Source organism: Dokdonella sp., assembly GCF_035511235.1.
Lineage (GTDB): Bacteria > Pseudomonadota > Gammaproteobacteria > Xanthomonadales > Rhodanobacteraceae > Dokdonella.
In genome coordinates this window covers 1-19717 of sequence record NZ_DATKFQ010000038.1, presented here as the reverse complement: position 1 = coordinate 19717, position 19717 = coordinate 1, and the positions used below count along the sequence as shown (strand labels likewise).

17 protein-coding genes, 1 tRNA gene and 1 pseudogene are annotated in these 19717 nt (G+C 66.9%); 3 read left to right on the top strand and 16 right to left on the bottom strand.

Annotated features, from left to right (window positions below):
• Window positions 1-12 precede the first annotated feature (12 nt).
• Both clsB and VMR06_RS16315 read right to left on the bottom strand, forming a co-directional pair.
• On the bottom strand, window positions 13-1335 hold the full coding sequence (gene clsB / locus VMR06_RS16320) for a cardiolipin synthase ClsB (RefSeq protein ID WP_325378265.1): 1323 nt from the start codon (window positions 1333-1335) through the stop codon (window positions 13-15).
• On the bottom strand, window positions 1332-2123 hold the full coding sequence (locus VMR06_RS16315; RefSeq protein WP_325378263.1) for an endonuclease/exonuclease/phosphatase family protein: 792 nt from the start codon (window positions 2121-2123) through the stop codon (window positions 1332-1334). Before VMR06_RS16315 ends, clsB begins: the two co-directional genes overlap by 4 nt.
• A 320-nt stretch (window positions 2124-2443) precedes the next feature.
• Between VMR06_RS16315 and VMR06_RS16310 the strand changes: the two genes are divergently transcribed.
• Window positions 2444-4228, top strand: coding sequence for a YbhB/YbcL family Raf kinase inhibitor-like protein (locus tag VMR06_RS16310; RefSeq protein ID WP_325378261.1), 1785 nt, complete (start codon window positions 2444-2446; stop codon window positions 4226-4228).
• Between the two features lie 60 nt (window positions 4229-4288).
• Window positions 4289-4519 (top strand): hypothetical protein, encoded by a 231-nt coding sequence (locus VMR06_RS16305; protein ID WP_325378259.1) that lies wholly within the window; start codon window positions 4289-4291, stop codon window positions 4517-4519.
• 440 nt (window positions 4520-4959) lie between these two features.
• Here VMR06_RS16305 and VMR06_RS16300 read toward each other — a convergent pair whose 3' ends face one another.
• From VMR06_RS16300 to VMR06_RS16235, 14 genes and pseudogenes are all read right to left on the bottom strand, one after another.
• The gene (locus tag VMR06_RS16300; protein ID WP_325378257.1) at window positions 4960-5307 is read right to left on the bottom strand and encodes a hypothetical protein; all 348 of its coding nucleotides are present in this window, start codon (window positions 5305-5307) and stop codon (window positions 4960-4962) included.
• Window positions 5304-5978, bottom strand: a complete 675-nt coding sequence (locus VMR06_RS16295; RefSeq protein ID WP_325378255.1) for a hypothetical protein — start codon at window positions 5976-5978, stop codon at window positions 5304-5306. Before VMR06_RS16295 ends, VMR06_RS16300 begins: the two co-directional genes overlap by 4 nt.
• Entirely contained in the window at window positions 5975-6238 is a 264-nt protein-coding gene (locus VMR06_RS16290; protein ID WP_325378253.1) for a hypothetical protein, read from the bottom strand. Before VMR06_RS16290 ends, VMR06_RS16295 begins: the two co-directional genes overlap by 4 nt.
• A 297-nt stretch (window positions 6239-6535) precedes the next feature.
• Window positions 6536-6973: a hypothetical protein gene (locus tag VMR06_RS16285; protein WP_325378251.1), complete on the bottom strand. Its 438-nt coding sequence runs from the start codon at window positions 6971-6973 to the stop codon at window positions 6536-6538.
• Window positions 6970-7404, bottom strand: a complete 435-nt coding sequence (locus tag VMR06_RS16280; protein WP_325378249.1) for a hypothetical protein — start codon at window positions 7402-7404, stop codon at window positions 6970-6972. Before VMR06_RS16280 ends, VMR06_RS16285 begins: the two co-directional genes overlap by 4 nt.
• 20 nt (window positions 7405-7424) lie before the next feature.
• Window positions 7425-7778 (bottom strand): annotated as a pseudogene (locus tag VMR06_RS16275) (DNA adenine methylase); the annotation flags it as partial.
• A gap of 124 nt (window positions 7779-7902) precedes the next feature.
• On the bottom strand, window positions 7903-9972 hold the full coding sequence (locus tag VMR06_RS16270) for a hypothetical protein (RefSeq protein ID WP_325378247.1): 2070 nt from the start codon (window positions 9970-9972) through the stop codon (window positions 7903-7905).
• A 3-nt stretch (window positions 9973-9975) separates the two neighbouring features.
• Entirely contained in the window at window positions 9976-10263 is a 288-nt protein-coding gene (locus VMR06_RS16265) for a hypothetical protein (RefSeq protein ID WP_325378245.1), read from the bottom strand.
• Between the two features lie 3 nt (window positions 10264-10266).
• On the bottom strand, window positions 10267-11199 hold the full coding sequence (locus VMR06_RS16260; RefSeq protein ID WP_325378243.1) for a hypothetical protein: 933 nt from the start codon (window positions 11197-11199) through the stop codon (window positions 10267-10269).
• Window positions 11196-12869, bottom strand: coding sequence for a hypothetical protein (locus VMR06_RS16255; RefSeq protein ID WP_325378241.1), 1674 nt, complete (start codon window positions 12867-12869; stop codon window positions 11196-11198). The genes VMR06_RS16260 and VMR06_RS16255 overlap by 4 nt, the downstream gene beginning before the upstream one ends.
• Window positions 12869-14800, bottom strand: a complete 1932-nt coding sequence (locus VMR06_RS16250; protein ID WP_325378239.1) for a hypothetical protein — start codon at window positions 14798-14800, stop codon at window positions 12869-12871. Before VMR06_RS16250 ends, VMR06_RS16255 begins: the two co-directional genes overlap by 1 nt.
• 5 nt (window positions 14801-14805) lie before the next feature.
• Window positions 14806-15213, bottom strand: a complete 408-nt coding sequence (locus tag VMR06_RS16245; RefSeq protein ID WP_325378237.1) for a hypothetical protein — start codon at window positions 15211-15213, stop codon at window positions 14806-14808.
• Window positions 15213-18362: a phage tail length tape measure family protein gene (locus tag VMR06_RS16240; protein ID WP_325378235.1), complete on the bottom strand. Its 3150-nt coding sequence runs from the start codon at window positions 18360-18362 to the stop codon at window positions 15213-15215. The genes VMR06_RS16245 and VMR06_RS16240 overlap by 1 nt, the downstream gene beginning before the upstream one ends.
• A gap of 100 nt (window positions 18363-18462) precedes the next feature.
• Window positions 18463-18672, bottom strand: coding sequence for a hypothetical protein (locus VMR06_RS16235; protein WP_325378233.1), 210 nt, complete (start codon window positions 18670-18672; stop codon window positions 18463-18465).
• Between the two features lie 246 nt (window positions 18673-18918).
• Here VMR06_RS16235 and VMR06_RS16230 point away from each other — a divergent pair.
• A tRNA-Gln gene (locus VMR06_RS16230) sits at window positions 18919-18992 on the top strand.
• Window positions 18993-19717: the final 725 nt, after the last annotated feature.

Genomic DNA, 19717 nt, shown 5'->3' with positions numbered 1-19717 from the left:
GGTGAGGTCCGCTCAGGCACGACTGCCCCCGCCGGCGGCGTGCGCACGGTCGCCGGCCGCCACGTCCGGCTCCGGCGACGGCGCCGGCGCGACCAGTTCGCCGACCGGCACCGGCGTGGTCGAATCGCGCACGGCGGCGACCTCGGGCTCGCGTACGCGGCCGAGCTGCGGCGCATGCGCCGGCAGCCAGCCGGCGATGCGCGGGAAATGGCGCAGCAGGTGGAACAGCGCGATGCCGAACACCGCGCGAACGCCGCCGATCGCGCGCCGGTCGCCGGCGTCGATCGGCGTGCAGTCGTGGCGCGCGAGGCGCTCCAGATGGGCGTGCAGCGTCTCGTTGAAGGCTTCGTCGCGGATCAGCACGTTGGCTTCGAGATTCAGCCACAGGCTCAGCGGATCGAGGTTGCTCGAGCCGACCGTGGCCCAGTCCTCGTCGACCAGCGCGACCTTGCCGTGGAACGGGCGCCGGCAGTATTCGACGATGCGCACACCGGCCGGCAGCAGATAGTGGTACAGCGAACGCGTCGCCGCGGTGACCCACGGCATGTCCGGATGGCCCTGCAGGATCAGCGTCACCTCGACGCCGCGCCGGGCCGCATCGCGCAGCCCCTTGAGCAGCCGGTAGCCGGGCAGGAAGTAGGCATTGGCGATCACGATGCGGCGGCGCGCGGCGCGGATCGCGACGCGGTAATGCCGTTCGATGTCGTCGGTATGCGCGCCGTTGTCGCGCGTCACGAACGCGACGCGGGCGCCGTCACCCGGCTGTGCCGGCGCGGGCTGACGCGCCCGCCGCCAGCGCATGTCCGGCAGGCGCCAGCGCCGCCGCGGCGGCCCGATCAGCGTCTGCGCGGCGGTGCGGATGTCGGCGACGACCGGGCCGACGATCTCGATCGCATAGTCCTGCTTGGCCTGCGGACCGAAATCGCCGAGGTGATCGGCCGAATAGTTGATGCCGCCGACGAACGCGCGCTCGCCGTCGACGACGACCAGCTTGCGGTGCAGGCGCCGGAACAGGTTGGTGCGCAGACCGAGCAGCGGCCGGCGCGGATCGAAGACGCGCACGCGCACGCCGGCTTCGGCGAGCGCGGCGAGAAACCCCGGAGAGAACGTCGGCGAGCCGTAGCCGTCGACGGTCAGGTCGACCGAGGCGCCGGCGCGTGCCGCGGCGACCAGCGCATCGCGCAGCGCCTCGCCGACGGCATCCTCGAACAGGATGAAGGTCTCGACGATGACCTCGCGCCGCGCGTTGCGGATCGCCTCGAACACGCGCGGGTAGAAGCCCTCGCCGTTCTCGAGCAGGCGCACCTGGTGTCCGTCGTGCCAGCGCGTCTTCACAGGCGCACCTGCGACAGCAGTGGCGCGTGATCGGACAGATGCGACCAGGGCCGCGAGTCGAGCACCGCAGCGTCCTCGATCTGCAGACCGCGCACGTAGATGCGGTCCAGCGGCAGCAGCGGAAAGCGCGCCGGAAACGTCCGAGCCGGCGCCTTGCGGCGCACCGCGAACACTTCGCGCAGACCGATCTGCGCCAGCTCCTCGCCGATGCGGCCGCGCCAGTCGTTGAAGTCGCCGGCCACGATCAGCGGCTCCTCGAGCGGCACGCGGGTCGCGACGTAGTCGATCAGCCGGCCGATCTGCGCGCGCCGCTGGTGTTCGCGCAGACCCAGGTGCACGCAGATCGCATGCAGGCCGAGATCGATGCCGGGCAGCGTCAGCGCGCAGTGCAGCAGGCCGCGGCGCTCGTGCCTGCCGACCGACACGTCGATGTTGTCGTGGCGCGCGATCGGATACTTCGACAGCAGCGCGTTACCGTGGTCGCCCTGCGGATAGACCGCATTGCGCCCGTACGCGAACTGCGGCCACATGCTGTCGGCGAGGAATTCGTACTGTGGCTGGCTCGGCCAGTCGGCGTAGCGTCGCGCATGGCTGGCGTGCGCGCCGAGCACCTCCTGCAGGAACACCAGATCGGCGCCGCTGGCGCGCACCGCCTCGCGCAGCTCGTGCAGCACGAAGCCGCGGTTGAGGAAGCCGAAGCCCTTGTGCGCATTGATCGTGAGCACGCGCAGCGTCAGCGGCAGGTCCAGCTCCGGCGCGGTCCGCGCGGATGTCGAAAGGGCACTCATCATCCGTATCGAGTCTGTCGCCGCCTGCATGAATTGCGAATGTCTCGGCGGCGCCGATGCGGGCACTTCGATGAACGGATACCGCAGTCTCGCCGGCCCGGGTCGGCAATCGCGGTCGGTCACGCACCGATGGAACCGCAGGGACGCGACGACCGCCAACCCGTGTGCAGCTTCGACGATGCCGCCAACGGCCGGCCGCCGCAGCACAACGGGAAACGTGAACATCGGCTGGCACCGCACAAGGCGCATCCGCCGGCTTCATCATCGAGCGAGCGAGCGCCTGCTAGCGTCGATCGCCATCGTCCCCAAGGAGCTACGCCATGGCACGTTGGCTGCCCGCCGCCCTCGTCGGCACCCTGGGCCTGTCCGGCACCGCCGGCGCCCAGCAGAACGATGGAACCGATGTGCGCGTCGCCGCACACGTCTACAAGCCCGCCAAGGTGGCGGCGACACCGCAGCGCATCTCCGCATTGCAGGTGCCGAAGGGATTCGACATCTCGGTCTTCGCCGAGGGCCTGCGCAATCCGCGCATCCTGGCGGTCGCGCCGGACGGCACGGTCTACGTCAGCCGGCGCGATCAGGGCGACGTCCTGATGCTCCGGGATGCCGACGCGGACGGGCGCGCGGACGGAACCCCGGTCGCCGTGCTGCATCGTCCCGGCGCACACGGACTGGCGGTCCACGACGGCAGCCTGTACGTCGCGACCTCGCGCGAGGTGTTCGCCGCGCCGATCCAGCCCGACGGCACGCTCGGGCCGGTGCGGATGATCATCGGCGATCTGCCCGATACCGGTCAGCACCCGAACCGCACGCTCGCGTTCGGCCCGGACGGCATGCTCTACATCAGCGCCGGATCGACCTGCAACGCCTGCAACGAGGCCAATCCGGAATCGGCCGCGCTGCTGCGCGCCTCGCCCGACGGCCGCTCGCGCACGATCTTCGCGACCGGCCTGCGCAACACGATCGGCTTCGCCTGGCATCCGCAGACCGGGGAACTGTGGGGCCTGGATCACGGCATCGACTATCTCGGCGACGACGAGCAGCCCGAGGAACTCAACCGCATCGAACTCGGCAAGCGCTACGGGTGGCCGCACGTCTGGGGCGAAGGCGGACTCAATCCGCAGTCGACGCCGCCGGGCGGGCTGACCAAGGCGCAGTGGAAGGCGATCAGCACGCCGATGGCGCTCGGCTACACCGCGCATGCCGCGCCGATGCAGATGCTGTTCTACACCGGCCAGGCGTTTCCGGCCGAGTACGGTGGCGATGCGTTCGCGGCGATGCGCGGCTCGTGGAACCGCAAGCCGGCGTCAGGCTACGAAATCGTGCGCATCGTGTTCCGCGACGGCCAGCCGCAGCGCATCGAGCCGTTCGTCAGCGGCTTCCTGAGCCGCGACGGCCGCAGCCATTTCGCGCGTCCGGTCGGCCTGGCAATGGCGCGCGACGGCGCCCTGCTGATGGCCGACGACGGCAACGGCGTGATCTACCGGATCGCCTATGCCGGCCGCGAGCGCACCGCAGCCGCAAGCGCCGCGCCGCCGGCCGACGTCATGAACGCGCAGGCCGCGCGCGGCGTCGGGGTGCCGCTGGCGCTGGCGCGGCCCGAAACCGCGACCGACGGCACGTTGCAGGTGACCTCGCCTGCGTTCGCGAACGGCGCACCGATCCCGCCGCGCCACAGCGAGTACGCCGACGGCATCTCGTTCCCGCTGGCATGGACCGCGGTGCCGGAGGCGCGCTCGTACGTGATCATCGTGGAAGATCCCGATGCACGGCCGATCACGCCGTTCGTGCACTGGGTCGCCTGGAACATCCCGACCGGCACGACCTCGCTGCCGGAAGGTCTGCACGAAATCGAACGGCTGACCGCGCCGGAGGGTCTGATGCAGGGGCGGACCTCGCGCGGCTCGCCTGGCTACTTCGGGCCGCGTCCGCCGGTCGGCGATCCGCCGCATCACTATCACGTCCAGGTGCTCGCGCTCGATCGCGAACTCGACCTGCCGGCCGGCTCCGACCGCGACGCAGTATTGGCCGCCACGCAGGGCCACGTACTGGCCAAGGGCGAACTGGTCGGCACCTACGCGCAATCGATCGAACCGCCGCGCTGAGCGGCACACGACGCGGCCGCGTCCGGCTTCGCCCGGGGCGCGGCCGCATGGGGAACGACGATGGATCTGGACTGGGTGCAGTGGCCGGCGATGGCGGTCACCGTGCTGGCGGCGTGGAACGTCGGCGCGCGCCAGAAACAGCAGCGCGGCTGGGGCTTCTGGTGCTTCCTCGCCAGCAACGCGCTGTGGATCGTCTGGGGGCTCTACGCGAAGGCCTACGCCCTGGTCGTGCTGCAGCTGTTCCTGGCCGCGACCAATCTGCGCGGCGCGCGCAAGAACGATGCGCTCTGAGCTTCGCGTGCGGCCAACCTCGACCGGCCGGACAACAAAAACCCGCATCGCTGCGGGCTTTTTCGTATGTCGCGGGACATCGTGGGACGATGTCGTGGAGGCCTGAGTCGGAATCGAACCGGCGTACACGGCTTTGCAGGCCGCTGCCATACTTTAACGATCAATATCTTATGCGACTTGACACGCGTGCGGCTGATGCCCGGCGACAGCTGAGCCATCCCGGTAGCGCATGCTACCGGGATGGCTCAGCTGCGGGAGGTCATGGCTGTGATGGGCGCGGCACGCCCGCTGCCTGCTCGGCAGTGATCGAAGTCCAACTTGAAACTTTTCTGAGCTGCCTTCGCGGCAGTCAAGTCAACGCTAGGGCCTGATGTTCTGAGCTGCTTGTTCGGCAGTTAGGTACAACCGGTCACGCAATTTTCTGAGCTGCATTTCTGCAGTTAGCGCTCCTTCGCCGGCTTGATTCTACGACTCTGCGCGAGCTTCCGCCAGGCGCCCGTTCCACGCTCCGTCGGCAACCCCTGCCGCTTGATCCAGGGGCCGAATTCAGCGGCTAGTGCGGCAATGCGGTCTCGATCTTCTGCGCTCACGTAGCCGCCCGACGCGACGATGGCTTTGATTCGCAGCGCGAAGTCCTTGTCGTCTTCTGACGGCTCTCGCACAACGACATTCGGTCGCGCGGCGCGAACACGATCAACGACCGGATCAGCGAGTCGCGATGACAACTCGGCCGACGCTTCCCGGATCACATCGACCAGCTGCTGCACGCTCATGATCGAGAGATTCATGCGCGCTGGACTCCGAGCCGGTGCAGCAGCAGATGCCACAGCGCGAAGCTCATGCTCTGCCGCGAAGCGGCGCCGTCGCGCGCGGTGTACTTGCGGAAATTCTGCGGCGTCACGCCAACGAGCGCGGCGGCTTTAGCGCCGGACACGCCCGTGAAACTGCCCTCTCCGACGACGTGTCGGATTTCCCAGCTTGTGGGCGGTCGCCATCTTTCGGCTTCGGTCGTCATGACCGAATCCGGCATCAGTCCAGCGGTCCATGCGTTCTCGGGCGCGGAATGTGCCGCGGCAATGCCGGCGAACTGACTCAGCGTTACGTCGCGACAGCGACGGCGATCAGCGCTGCGAATCCAGTATCGGGATCGATCGTCGATCAGCCCTGGTGTCATGCCGCAGTCGCTATCGCTCGCGAAGCTACCGATTGCGTCGCCGGTCTCGAAATCGATCAGATCGATCCGCGCTGGCGCGTGCTCGCGGCGCGCGCGGCTTTCAAATGCACCGCGGTCAACGCCGAACAATCCGATGATATCGGTCTGCGCGGCTTCAGCCGGCGCGGTGCGCTCGCCGAGTTTTTCGCTCTCGTAGCGCATGACCCATGCGCGGTAGGCTTCCCCGGCCACGCGCAGAGCGCGGCCGGGCTCGAAGGTAAAGGGGCCGTATGCGAAAGCGATCATGCACGCGCACTCCGAACAACTTCGCGCGCGATGCGCTCCATTTCTTTCAGCAGCTCCGACATCCATGCGGCCTTGGCTTTCTGCTCTTCCGAGCCGTAGATTCCATCGGCCCTTCCAGCCTGCTCGCGCGCCTCTTTCTCAAGAGACGCCGGGATGTGCGTGACCTCGACGCTGTTCGGCATCGTGAAAGCTACGCTGTCCCCTCCGACAAAGCGGACCGGCAGACTGCGGGCTACTTCAACGGGATTCTTCTTGCTCATCGTCGTTGCCTTCTGGGCAGACAGCGCTGGCGGGATGCCGTGCTGATGGATTAAGTATAGCGCGATCCGCGCTATTGTCAATAGAGACAGAATCGACTAGCTCTACAGCGGGCACCGATCAGATCGGCGGCGGTCGCTCGTCTTAGACGCGTTTGCGCGTCACTGCGCGATCGACCATCTTCCGCAACGCCGAGCACGTCTTGCACGGCGTTGCGGCGCGCGCCCACTGCCGCACCTGGTCGCGCAGCGGCGTGCGCCCCTTGGGCTTTGGTCGCTGGCCGACGCCTCGGATCTGCATCAGGGGTGCGGGTTGCTAAATTCGGCGCACGTCGTCGGCGCGTCCGGGCCCTCGGCATCGAACGTGCCGATCGCCTCCCCGTTGACCGACACCTCAATCCGCAGCGCGCCGCCGAGGTAGACCGCCAGACATGTGCGTCGCGTGCTCGTAACGCCGTCGTCGCCGACGACGTAGTTCCACGCCTCGTACGCGACGGCCGTCCACTGCACCTCAGCATCCTCCGGCAGATTGAGCAGGCCGAGAACGAACATGCGCCCGTCCGACACGCTCACGCAGCCGTCGACGTACAGCGCGACGTCGCCACCACCGCCCGGCGTGCCACCACCGCCGCCGTCGTCGCTTCCGCCAGCGCCTGCCGGCGGCGGAACGACGACGATAACCGAGTTGGCCGTCGCGCCTGGCGCACCGGGTCGCGCTGGAAACCGCTGCGCGCTCATTGGATGATGATCTCAACGACCAGTGTGCTGCCGTCGACCGCGAGGACATCCAGCGTCCACGCCCCCGCCGGCAACAGCGCGGCCGCGATCACGAGACGGCCGGCAGCATCGGTCTGTCCGGACACGCCGAGCTCGCGCACCGTTACGCGTGCGCCGGCGATCGGGCGGCCGTCGACGTCGATCAGCGTGATCGTCCGATCGCTGCCGGCCGTCGCCACGGTGGCGCCGGCGTACTGCAGCGGATCATGCGCCGTCGACTGCTGGACGAGGCGCACGACGGGCGCCTGCCCCACTGGCACATCCAGCTGGACGGCCGTCTCGCCGGCGCCGATGTCGCGATCGCGGCCGAGCACGATGTGGTTGCCGTCGACAGGCAGCGACGGATGCAGAAGCTGCAGCGACTGCCCCGGGTTGATCGCGCGAGGCGTCACGGCGGTGATATGCCAGACCGGCCAAACGCATGCTGCTGCAGGTAGAAAAATCGCGCGGCGCGCTGAATATCCGTGAGCGTCGCTGGCGACGTCTCCTGCAACCACGCGAACACCTGGCGCGACGTCAGCGCCCATTTGAACTGCCGCACGAACTCCTCGAGGTGGTGCTGCACGACGCGGTAGAGATTGACGAGCTCGCCGTTGGCGTCGTTGAGGATCTCCGCACGCGCCGGCTGCGAGCGCAGGAAGAACAGCGCGGCGCCGCCGGCGAAGGCCTCGACGTAGCACTCATGCGGCGGGAAGAGCCGCAGCAGACGGTCGGCGAGACGGCGCTTGCCGCCGATCCACGGGATGATGGGCATGGGTTGATGCATGGCGGGCCTCGCATGTAGGCTCCCCCGGCTCCGCGCGCGGAGTGGCGAGCCTCGGCTGGTCCGCGTGTATGCGCGGTTCGGCGGCCGCCGGGGGTGCTCGTAACACCCGCGGCGGTCGCTCGTCTTAGACGTACTGCGTAACTCCTGGCAGATCCGGCGCCTCGTCTACGATGCGGCCGGCCTCGACAAACACGCCGTCACCCACGCTCCACGACTGCCCCGGCAATGGCCGCGCGCGGATCGTTGCGCCATCAGTCGTTGCGATCGTGCAGCTGCCGTCACCGTTGTTGGCTATCACGTTGCCCTTGACCAGACGTGCCGCGGGCAGCGTGCCGAGCAGGCGCGCCCAGGGGTTGGTGCGCGCAACGCCATCGCCAGCGCCGGCGATCGCATTGCGGCCGCGCTCGAGCTGGACAGACGCCTCGGTGATGAGCGGGTCCACGATCTGCGGCAGCCGGCTACTACCGTCCGTGCCCTCGCGAATGACTGGCGCGGAGACGCCGACCTGATTGCCGCTCACTAGGACGTAGTTGTACGTCGGCTCGGCCGGCGGCGCCTCGAGCTCAAGTGACTGCGTCACGACGAGCACACTGCCGGCACCGGCCGGCTGGCGCACTGCGTTGATGCGCGTCGAGATCGCCATTGCACGCCATGCCTGCGCGGCCGCGAACTGTACGAGATCGAGCGGCAGCACCAGGCCCGGCTTGTCGGCCGCGGAAGCCGGCCAGAGCGGCAGCTCGAGCGAGTACTGCGGCACACCACTGACGCCGCCGCGGTCGGTCACGCGCGGCACCAGGTCGTCGAGGATCGTCACGTCCGGCGCCGCCGTGGGCCACTCCCAGGGCGAGATCGGATAGCGCGGCCGCACCGAAAAGGCATCGTCCCACGGGTGCGCCTCAAGCACGGCGCCCGCGGCCGCCGCCACCGCGCGCATTGCCCCGACCGGCGTCTGCGCATCGTAGGTCCAGGTGCCCGCCGGCACCGACCAGTCGAGGGTATCGTAGGCCGCGACGAACCCCGACAGCTCGAGCTCGTCGTCGACCAGCTGCTGCGCAGTGCGCGTGGCGGTCTGCACGAGCGCACGCGGTGCAACGTAGGGCGCGTCGAGCAACGCCGTGCGGCTGCGCCCGCTGACCGTCACCCGTCGACCGGGGAACTGATGCGTCGTCTGCCAGGTCTCACAGATGCCGGTCCAGACATAGCCGTTGATGTTGATCTCGACGCTACGCGGACCGCCGGCGTCGGGCAGCAACCATGCCAGGAAATCCGGATCTGCAAGCGCGAGTGAGATCGACCAGTGCACATCGTCGACGCCACGGCTGACATCGATTGCCGACACCGGTACCGGCGTGCGCTCCGGCAGACGCACGACGTGAGCGCTATTGAGCACGATGTATCTCCTCGGCCGCGGCCAGGCGAAATAGCACGCGGCACGGCCGAACGGCACGGGCACGCGACTGCCGGGGTGGTCGACCGGCAGTGGTGGGCAAGCGAAGTTGAGAGCGACGCGATTGCCCGCGGGCGGCTCGTACGCCCACGGCGGCTCTTCCGGCGGCTCCTCGATGCCGGGGCTGCCGACGACCCAGCGGACGCGGCCAGCGCGCCCCCAGGGCAGCCAGCGGCGTGCGGCAAGGGTGGTGGGCACGGCCCACGGCGTGTCGACCGCCGCGGACTGTCGCGGAGGCGCGTCCCACGGTAGCGAAACGGCCTCCGCTACACGCATGGGCGCCAGCCAGGGCACCGACGCCCCCATGCACACCACTGGCGGCAGCGACCACGGCAGGGCCACAGAGCGCGTCAGGCGCGGCAGCTGCGCCCACGGCAGCGCAACCGCAGCCGCCGCGCGGTCGGAGACGCTGGACCAGGGCAGCCAGGCGTGCGCCCGGACACGCGGCACCGCCGACCAGGGCAGCTCGATGGACACGCCACACCGCGGCGCCGCGCCCCATGCAACCCACGCGTTGCGGCGACGTTGCGGGGATCGCGCATACGCGGAGGTGGCGTGCCGGCCGCGCCGCGGAGCGGCACGCCACGGCAAGCTCGCCGCACGCCCGACGAAGCGCGTCGGCTCCGGCGGCTCTGGCTCGATGACCGGATCTGCGAGCGCAAGCGCGACTGCGTTGCCGGCGGGAGGCGCGTACGCCTCCGCGAACGCAAGCGCCGCCGAATCCCCGGAAGGTGGGGTGTACGCCATCGGTCACGTGTACTCGACCGGAGTCACGCGCGCGACGATCACGTCGTTGTACGTCTGTGTCAGGTCGCGACCCACGACGTCGTAGACTACGGCAACCTCGAGGCCGTCAAACCGATAGGTGCCTGTCGCCGTGGATCGCGTCGACCGCACCCATGCCCGAGTCGATCGGACGAACAGATCGACGATTGCGACACCAGGAGCAGAGTTGATCGTCACCAGTCCGTCTGGCGCCTCGCCGGCGATGTATCCATAGCCAGGCCAGCGACCGGTGAAGATGATCGGGATCAGCATGGCTCAGCTCCAGGGGAGTGACGTCTCGACCCACATCGCTCCGCGCGTTGTGCCGGATCCGCTGAACAGTGCAGCGACGACGCTGCCGACACCGCCAAAACCATCGCCAGACTTGACGGCGCCCAGCGACAGCGCCTGCAAGTTGGCGAGGGGAATGTAGAGGCCGCGGAGCTTGCCGCGAATAATCGTCGCTGCAGTGATGTAGGCTGGCAGAGCAGCCTCGCCGACGCCATTCGGCGCCGGCCGCGCGGGGAACGATGTGCTACCTACGGTGGCCGCTCCCGTTGACGCGGCTGCATACGGGCGCAACAACCCATGCCACGTAGCGCCGCTGGTGCCGGTGTAGTCACTGCCGAACGAGAAGCCCGATGCGCCCGTTGCGCCAAGACCAGTCGCGCTACTCTGCGCCAGCGCTTCCACTTCCGAGTTGGCGTTAGTTCCATTGGTCCCCCACGCCATGTAGCGGTACGGATCGGATCCGTCGAAGCCGTCACCACCCCCGCTGAAAGAGTGCGCAGACGTAATCGAAGGTCCGTCGGTGTTCGCAAACCAGAAGGTCTTCTCATCCGCGACAAGAATCCAGTTGTTGGGATTCGCCGTTTGCGCTGGCGATCGGTACGCGCTGACGACGTGCGTGCCCGTCACGCCAGTGTCGACGTCGGACATGCTCGCGTACGTCTGCAGCGTGTAGCGCGAGGTCGTCGCTGTAAGGGTGTCCTCGATGCGCGTGTACGCACCCGTCCCGCCAGCCGCGACTGAGTTGCGGAACGCCGCTTTTCCGCTGGTGCTGTACGGCATCGTCCAGCCAGCAGGCGCCTTGCTGCCGTAGCCGTCCACTAGACATGCCTTGATCACGGCAATGGCCGATCCGGCAGCGCCGCGGCTCATAGAGGGGGCGCCGCTATCGGCTGACGTATAGACGCGAGTTGTCGTCATGAGTGTGCGTTTCCATAGGCCTGAATTCGCACGGCATCCTCGGATTCCGTGATTTCACCTTGCCGCGTCGTGCGCGCCGCCCATATCGGCTTGGACGCAGCGATCGTGTTGAATCGCACGAGATTGCCTGCAGCCCAGCCAGTACCCCATCCCTCGACAGCGATCGAAAAGTACGGCTCGCCGCTGACCGGATTGACCGGTGCGATGACTGACGCGATCGACGTCTCGAGGATCACGCCAACGGTCTCGCCGAGCACTTGCACATTGCTCGCGCTCGTGAAGCGGACGGCCCAGCGCTCGTCGATCGACGACTCGTTTGTCACGGCGATCGGATAGACCGTGTCGTTGTACGTGCCCGCGGCCGGAGCACCGACGAGCTCGTCGGACCACTGCCCCGCGACGTAAGTCGCCTGATCGAAAAGATTGGTCACGCGCGCCCGCATGTCACCGTACGCGATCGCGCTAGAGACCATCGAGCCGGGCGGAAAGCTGCGCGGCAGCGGCGCCTGCAGGCCGATCTCGCCAGTGATCTGCACGTCGCTGCACTGCGTGGCGAACTCAATCCGGTCGCGGATGATCGCCGGCAGCGTGTACGCCGAGAGGTTGAGCGGGTTAGCCCACGTGAGCGTGCCGGCCGCCAGATCGAGTGTGTACCAGACGTCCTCGATGGGCTCGCCGGCAGCATCGAACACCTCGATGAGGGCGATCTGCGTACGGCCGAGATTGTGCGTCGCGCCGGCCACCGGTGATGCAATGCTGGTCGTCTGCGTGTGATGCACGATCAGCACGTTGCCGGGCTGATAGACCACGACTCGTCCGTCGATGGGCAGCCGCACCGGATCGATACCGATGATGGCCGGGTCGGCAGGGATCGAGCGGTAGATGACCGTGCCGAAAAACACCGAGCCAGGATCTACCGAGAGCGGTCGCCAGATGTTGCCATCGCCGTCGACGTTGGCCGCGTCATACCACGGCTCGCCCTCATTGCCAGCAGCGACCACGCGCTCGCCGAACACCAGCCGCGCGAGGCCCATCGTCCAATCGATCTGACCGCGGATCTTGCTTGCGTTGATCACGCCATTGACGTCGGCCGTGGCCGTCAGCAGCGTGCCGCCGAGCGTTGTCGCTCGGATGACGAACGAGCCCTCTCGCAGAGGCGATCCCGGTGTCCGGAAGAACGTGCCGGTGATGCCCGGATCGACGGGTCGCGTGAGCAGACTGATCAGCGTCACGGTGTTGCTGCCGGTGCCGTAGTCGGTGAGCGTGGCCGTGTTGGTCGCATAGTCGTACGTGCCGCCGAGCGTGCCCGCATTGGTTGCAGGATCGATTGCGTAGTACAGGTTGCCGCCGCGATCGACATACGTGCGTCCGCGGAACGCGAAGCGCACGCTGCCTGGCACTGCGGGGCCGGCAGCGCCGTTGCCGAGATAGATGCGCACCGGCGGCGCCGCGTGCCCCTCGGTGCGCGCCTCGACACTCGCACCGGCGGTCGCGTAGCTGACCGTCAGCGGCGTCCCGCCGGCGAACGCGTAGAGCGCATCGACGATCGCCTGGTCGTTGGGCAGCGTGGCCGTGCCGACCGGCTCGCCGGCGATCGGCGGGACCACCGGGAACGGTAGCGGGTTGAGCGGAATCGCGAGATTGACAACGCCTGTCGGTCTCGTAGCCATTACTGCACCTGTAGCGCGATCGCGCCCGTTGAGTAGTTGATGGATCCCGCGAGCGGTCCGATGTTGCTGCCGCCCCAGCCGCCGGAGCCGTTATCACGCGTGTCGACGGCGTGGATGACGACCGGCGGTCGATTCCACGCGATCGTCCACTCCGCGCGCACACTGCCGGGCTTGATCGGCGTGTTGGTCAGCGTGATGGCGACGCTGCCGCCAGCGGCCGTCGGCGTGTATACCTCGCTGTGCATCGCATCGGGATCGATCTGGTCGTACGCGTAGGTGATCAGCGTTGCTGGATCCGGCGGATTGGCTGTCATAAACGTCGCAACGCCGGCGACGGGGTCGAGCGTGCCAGTGGCGCCGCCGGTGATCGTTCCGGCGGCGTCGCACGTAGCCGTGCGCGGCGTGCCTCCGCTCGTCCACGCCATCGTCAGCGTCTCGCTGTCGATGCCGGTGTGATCCAGCTGCTGCCGATACGTGATGGCCGGGATCGCGATCTCGCCGCTCGAGTTGCGGCCGCGCAGGTCCGTGCCCCATAGCAGGATCACAGCGCTGTCGACGTCGGGCAGCGCGCCGAGCGTCACGGCGACGCTGCCGCTGGCGTAGTTGATCGTGCCGCTACCCTCGCCGGCCTGGCCGATCAGTTGGCCTGCACCGTTGTCGCTGAGCCGGATCCACTTGCCGAGCGCCCGGAAGTCGACTGCGACCGTACCGGGCGCGGGCTGGCCGGGAATCTGCCACACGTACGTCTGCTGGCGATTGGTTGGCGTGATCACGATTGGCGCGCTGTACGCCTGCTCCGTGATCGCGCCGGCCGGTGTCGCAGCGGCCGTCACGGTGCCCGAGAGGTTGACCGATTCACGGCCGAGAGCGAATGCGCCAGTCGAATAGTCGGCCTCGCCAATCCAGCCGGTGTTGAGCGGATCGGTCGGCACGATCGCGCCCGCACCGTTGTCGCGCAACTCGACGGCACCGACCGTGATGCGCAGACTCTTGCGCGCGTAGGGCGTACCGAAGTACCGCGTAGCAGTTGCGCCGGCGGCGGCGGACATCGCGCCGCTGAACGTCAGCGCCTCCGCAGCACCCGAAGGGATCATTGCGAGGCTGCCCAGTCCTGCAAGCTGATCGACCAGGGGTGTCTCGGCCTGCGCCGCGGGCACGATCGAGACAAACGGATGGCCGACGTTGACAGTCATATCGCCGAGCGCGGCGCTCGTCGTCATGGGCTTGACGCTGTAGTACCGGGCAGCATTGGCAACCGACGTCCCGCGCAGGACAGTTGGCGGCTTGTTGCCGGTGTTGGTACGAGCCGGGTCGTCCACGCCCACGAACTCATGCGCGAGCGCTGTCGTCAACTGCACGATCAACACGTCACGCTGGAAGGGACCGCTCTGGTCCTCGAACGTGGTGGTGACGCGACTCGCCACTTCCTGCACGCGAACGAACTGCTCGACCGGCGTGTACCCTGCCATCTCGACCGACAGGCACAGCACGTCACCGATGTCGGGCGACGGCGTCTCCGCGCGGCAGAACGTCTGGATCGTCATCTGGCCCGGCAACTGCGTGCCGTAGAGGATGTGCTGAGTCTTGGGGCCTTTGACGCGGTACGCCTCGACGTAGTTCTGCGCACCGGCACGCACGTCCGTCGCGCTGCCGGTATTGAACAGCGTGCAGTCGACGAGCGGATCGGCCGGCGGGTCCGTCAGAAAAACGAATGCCCCGAGATACGTGTCCGTGTTCTGGGTGTCGACGTGCAGAAACATTTTGCGCAAGCTGACGCGACCAAGAATGGCATCGAGGTCCGAGCGATCGCCGAACACGTTGTTCATATCGCCGTCGACGATCTCGACGGCGCTCATGCGTCCGCCGCCGTCAGCGAAGTCGGTCATTCGTTGCGACTGGCGGAACTTAATGTCGAGGTTAGTAATAGCCATAGTGGTCAGATCATCATCAGTCGAATGGTCGGGAAGTAGAGGTCGCCCGGCTCGGGCGGGACGATGTGCTTGAGCGGGACCGCGCTGACGGCAGGACCTGCGTCGCGGCGGAACATGACGTCGAACTCGCGACCGTCGGCAAGCGTGATCGCATAGACCGCGCCCGGCACCGCTGCGAGCGCACGCAGATCCTCGACAAGCGAGCGCGGGACCGCGGCAAAGCCCTTGTTGGCCTCGAGCCTGCCCTGCAGCGTGATCGGCCGGCCGGCCTGCTGCGCGCTTGCCTGGATGATCAGCGCGCCCGTCACCGTGACGGTCTGATCGTGCGCGACCAGGTCGGAGCCGTCGTCGTACTCGTCGATCCACTGCAGGTCGCCCGGCAGCGTAAGCGTGTCGAGGATGATGTCGGCCATCAGAGCAAACTCCCGCCACGTCCACTCGCGGCGGCCGCCTGCCGGAGATACTCGATAAGCCGATCAGCGGCTGCGCGATCGCTGGCGAGCAGACTGATAGGCTGACCGGTTGGTAGATGGATGACCAGGGGCTGCCCCGCACCAGTTGAGCCGCCGCCCGATGCTGGCGTTCGGCCATCGGACTGCTGTGCCTGACTTTGCGCGCCGGCGCTCTCATCTGCGCTGGCGCGCCGCTCTTCGCGTTCCGCGCGCGCTCGCTCGCGAATCTCGGCTAAGCGTCGGCGATGCTCCTGTTCTGCGAGGCGCCTTACCTCCGCGGCCTCGCGCTGCGCCGCCGCGCCGCCCGCGGCCTCGAGCTCTTTTATCTCGCGCAGGCGCTCTTCGTATCGCCTCTTCTCGATCGCTTCCTCGTTGCCGGCAGCACGATCAGCATCGTCCTGCAGCTCGGCCCGCATATCGCGCAGCGCTTGCGTAGCACGCTCGGCGGCCTCGATCTGGTCCTCGATGCTCTCCGTTGCGCTAGACATTGCGGCCTGGACTTCCTCCGCGTACTCCTGCGCACTACGCCGACCCGCCATCCAGTCCTGACCAAGCATTCGCAATGCCGATCGCTGCTCTTCGGTGAGCAGGGTGATGTTCGTGATCGACTGGCTGGTGCGATCAGCAGACTCTGCCGCGCGTGCGTTGGCCTCCGCCATTGCTGCGGCGGATGCCGCGGCCGCGTCAATGGCATCGGCAGCCCCGCCCATCGCTGCTGCGGTCATGTCGCCGGCCTGCTTGCCTGCGCTTCCAGCGGCGACCAAAGCGCTCGACAGCCCGAGCGATGCGGCGCGACCCGATAGCAACGTCTCCACGCTTGCCTGCTGCGACGCCGTGGACTGAGCGGCTGCGTCTCGTTCCGCATCGGCCCATGCGTTGAGTGCGCGCACCACATCCTCTCGCGCAGCCTTACCCTCGCGCGCGCCCTCGACGATCGCTTCAAAGGCTTCGCGCGCGGAGTCGCGCACCGCAATCAGCGACGCCTGAGACTTGATGCCAAGAACGTCGAACTCATCGGCGAGCGGATCGATCTCCGCCCGCAGTTCGCGCATCCTCCGCTGCAACGCGAGCGTCGCACGCTCGGTACCCTCGATGCTGATTCGCCCTCTATCACCGGCTGACTCGAGCGCAGCAGCCAGCGCGTCGACCTCTTGTCGAGTCTGCGCGCCACCGAGCGCCGCCTTAAATGCCTCCTCCACCTGCCGACTGGTGGCTTGCGCATTTTCCGCGACAACCCGGAATGTAGCGATCGCGTTCTTGCCGGCGTCCGATATCGCAACCCCGGTGCGCGACACGGATACGCCTAGCCGCTCCATAGCGACCTGCAGTGTCGTCCCGAGCACAACCGCCGCGCGGTCTCCGCTGCGACCGGTCTCGTCGAACGCGGCCGTTGCCGCCATCTGAAACTTTTGCAGATCCTGCCCGCTCAGCTTCGCCAGCTCAGTGGACAGTCCGTCCCTGACACGGTTTGAGGTTGCGTCGCTTTGCTCTCCGATGCTTTGCAGCGCGAGCGCAAGATCGCCCAGCTGCGTGAAATCCATGTTCTCGAAATTTTTGAAGACTTCGCCGAGCCGCTCACGCGCAAGCGAACTCTTCTCGCCGATCGATTCGAGTTCGCCAATCAATTTCTGTGCCGCGGGCGTGACGTCGTTATCGAGCGCAGCGGCCGCTAGCTTCGCGCCCGCGGCGATATCGCCGTACCCTTTCGCGGCGGACGCCAGTCGCTCGCGGAGCGCGTCCAGGTGAGCAAGCCCGTCGGCGTTGAGCGCCTCCGCATCCTTGAGCTGCTCGTAGTATTTGATCTGGAGACGCAGATACTCTTGCAGACCGGCCACGCGCTCGGCATAGCTCGCGCGCTCCGCGTCAGTGAGCTTGGCGACTTCGGCCGCTGTCTTGACCTGGGTCCCGGCAAACTCAGACAAAGCCTCGGACGCGACGCGAAATCGCTCCGACCCAGCGACAATTTCGGCGCGAAGGGCAGCGAGCCTTGCCTCCCATTTCTTGGTCTCAGGGAGGGTGCTGCCGATAGCCTGCCCGAGATCCCGCACATGATCGGCAGCGAGCGCAATGGCGGCGCCCCCGATAACTGCAATCCGAATAGCCGGTATGCCAAGTATCAGCTTCGACAGCAGCTGCACCGCGACCGAAGCCTTTGTTGCCCCGGAGGCGACCCTTGCAAGTCCGTCCAGGACCGCTGATACCTTTAGCAATGCGTACGCTTTTCCAAGCGAGACGATCGCTTGAGAGTAGTTCGCGACGAAACGGATCGTGCCCTCGATGGCGCGCGCTACAGATACGAGCGTGTTGCTGATCGAGCGCGCCCACTCATCAAGGCGACCATCTTCCGCCATGCGTCCGATCGTTGATTGAAGTGCCTCCAGTCGCGATCTCAGGTGGTCGACGAACCCGCTGTTGGCGACGCGTGTGTAGAAGTCTCCGATCCGATCACTGAGACCCTTCCACAGCCCCGCCAGCCGCCCCAGGCGGGCCGCCTGCGCCGCGCCGCCATAGCTCTCGGCCAGCATGTCCATGATGACGGTCTGAGCCTCGGCCGTGCGCCCGGTCGCGACCATCTGCTTGAGCAGGGACTTTTGCCCCTCCTCGAGCCTGAACCCCTGCCGCGCAAGCGTGGTCATTGCCTCGGCCGGCGACTGCAAGGCCTTACCAATGATTTCGGCGGACGACTCCACGCTAATGCCGAGTCGCTGCGCTTGATCGATCGTGATCTGCAGCGCGCGCGGAAACTCTGACCTAAGGATGCTTGTATAGCTGAGGAGGCGCGTCTCCGCGCTGACGATTTGCTCGGTCGAGAAGTTCGAGGTCTCGCGCAGGGAATCAGCCATGCGCAACAGTTCATTTGCGCTCAACCCAGCTTGGGTGCCGGTCGACGCAAGCGCGGCCTCAAGCTGTCCAAGCGCCTGCTCGGAGTTGCTGCTCTCAGTGACGATCGACCGAATGCCGCGAATCAGCGTCGCCACGGAAAACACGCTGAACAGTCCAGCCAGCATTCCCCTCAGTTTTCCAAACACCCCCGTCGCAGCGTTTGTTTCGTCGCTCAGGCTGGCTGTATCTTTCGCCGCAGCCGCTACGCTCTTGCGATGGCGCTCCATTGCGTCTGCCGCCTGTCGCGGCCCGACGCGAACCCTTCGCATCGGGCACCTCTTTGTTCAAACGGCTTCGCACAAGCCCCGCTGGAGCGCCCCGGCCCCCTCAGCGGCCGAGAACGACGGCCTGAGGGATATCTTCCCGCCGCAGCCCCATATGGCGCAACTCGCTGTTGGACAGGTGCGTCAGGTGCTCATACCGCGCAGCCATGCGGCGCGCATCGCGAACCGCGGCAACGAAATCGCTGATCCACGCGCCGAACCGGCCGAACAGGGTGGTCTCACGGGCGCCGTGCGCAATGGTGGTGGTGGCCATGTTTGCCTCCTCGTCCCTTGAACTCTGAGGCCTTACATAAGGGCAACATGTGCACTGCAACATAGCTCATTGTGCATAGCACCTTTGCGCATGCCGTATACCAGGGAGACCCACAAGTTTCCGCGCCTCCCCTCTGGACCGCGAAGCGGAGATTGCGTATAGAGCGCGCCTGCCCGGCGGCGCTGCCACCTCCGGCACCGTTCTTCCCGGCCATCCGGCGCCTTGCGCCTCTGAGCCGAAGAGGATTGGGGGATAGTTCAACGGTAGAACAGCGGACTCTGACTCCGTTAATCTAGGTTCGAATCCTAGTCCCCCAGCCACTCCCGACTATTCTTTAAATTTCAATGGGTTGTACCCGGTGCGCAAGCCCGAACTAGTACACTCATTTAGTACATTCCACAGGGCTTGTGCGTTCTATTTCTCGTCCTGCGACAAGCTGAGAACCCCCTTTCTGCTGACAAGCCCGCACAGAGACCATCTGATCGCCGCCATCAGTGAGGATCGAGCCCTGCCGACGCGGCGTCCCTCTGCCGAGTATCCTTGCCATCCTCCGTGCCCAAAGCCGAACCTTACGGTCCACTCGTGAAACTCGGGGGATTGCCAGGGGAGCCAGACTAGCAGTGACACTTCGCCACGCTCCGACACCTGCACCTGAAACCTCCAATTGGGGAGTAGAAGGCGTGCATTCTCGGAGGCCGCAGTGGCGGCGCGAAGGTTGCGTATCCGAGTCTCCGTTGGGACATTCTTCATCTGCATAACGTCCCTCCTACCGGCCACTGGTGGTGGCAGTGGTATGCAAGAGACTCTCTCCGAGGTGTCCCAGATGGTCGTGCACCAACATGGGAAGTGAGGTTCTCAAGTCCCCTATCTTCGATCCGTTTGGTGTTACTGCCATCCACCCGCTGGACGTGCGGACAAATGCAATGGTGAAGTCATCGGATTGACGGTTCTGCCAGGGCAGCCACGCCAATAGGGACGGCAAGCCGTCAGGTGTCATATCGGCTTCAAACTTCCACTTAGGAAAGGCCCGCGCGATCTCCCGAAC

Coding starts and splice junctions, on each gene's coding strand:
- VMR06_RS16315 (WP_325378263.1), bottom strand. CDS start 2,123: ATGAGTGCCCTTTCGACATCCGCGCGGACCGCGCCGGAGCTGGACCTG.
- VMR06_RS16310 (WP_325378261.1), top strand. CDS start 2,444: ATGGCACGTTGGCTGCCCGCCGCCCTCGTCGGCACCCTGGGCCTGTCC.
- VMR06_RS16305 (WP_325378259.1), top strand. CDS start 4,289: ATGGATCTGGACTGGGTGCAGTGGCCGGCGATGGCGGTCACCGTGCTG.
- VMR06_RS16300 (WP_325378257.1), bottom strand. CDS start 5,307: ATGAATCTCTCGATCATGAGCGTGCAGCAGCTGGTCGATGTGATCCGG.
- VMR06_RS16295 (WP_325378255.1), bottom strand. CDS start 5,978: ATGATCGCTTTCGCATACGGCCCCTTTACCTTCGAGCCCGGCCGCGCT.
- VMR06_RS16290 (WP_325378253.1), bottom strand. CDS start 6,238: ATGAGCAAGAAGAATCCCGTTGAAGTAGCCCGCAGTCTGCCGGTCCGC.
- VMR06_RS16285 (WP_325378251.1), bottom strand. CDS start 6,973: ATGAGCGCGCAGCGGTTTCCAGCGCGACCCGGTGCGCCAGGCGCGACG.
- VMR06_RS16270 (WP_325378247.1), bottom strand. CDS start 9,972: ATGGCGTACACCCCACCTTCCGGGGATTCGGCGGCGCTTGCGTTCGCG.
- VMR06_RS16265 (WP_325378245.1), bottom strand. CDS start 10,263: ATGCTGATCCCGATCATCTTCACCGGTCGCTGGCCTGGCTATGGATAC.
- VMR06_RS16260 (WP_325378243.1), bottom strand. CDS start 11,199: ATGACGACAACTCGCGTCTATACGTCAGCCGATAGCGGCGCCCCCTCT.
- VMR06_RS16255 (WP_325378241.1), bottom strand. CDS start 12,869: ATGGCTACGAGACCGACAGGCGTTGTCAATCTCGCGATTCCGCTCAAC.
- VMR06_RS16250 (WP_325378239.1), bottom strand. CDS start 14,800: ATGGCTATTACTAACCTCGACATTAAGTTCCGCCAGTCGCAACGAATG.
- VMR06_RS16245 (WP_325378237.1), bottom strand. CDS start 15,213: ATGGCCGACATCATCCTCGACACGCTTACGCTGCCGGGCGACCTGCAG.
- VMR06_RS16240 (WP_325378235.1), bottom strand. CDS start 18,362: ATGGAGCGCCATCGCAAGAGCGTAGCGGCTGCGGCGAAAGATACAGCC.
- VMR06_RS16235 (WP_325378233.1), bottom strand. CDS start 18,672: ATGGCCACCACCACCATTGCGCACGGCGCCCGTGAGACCACCCTGTTC.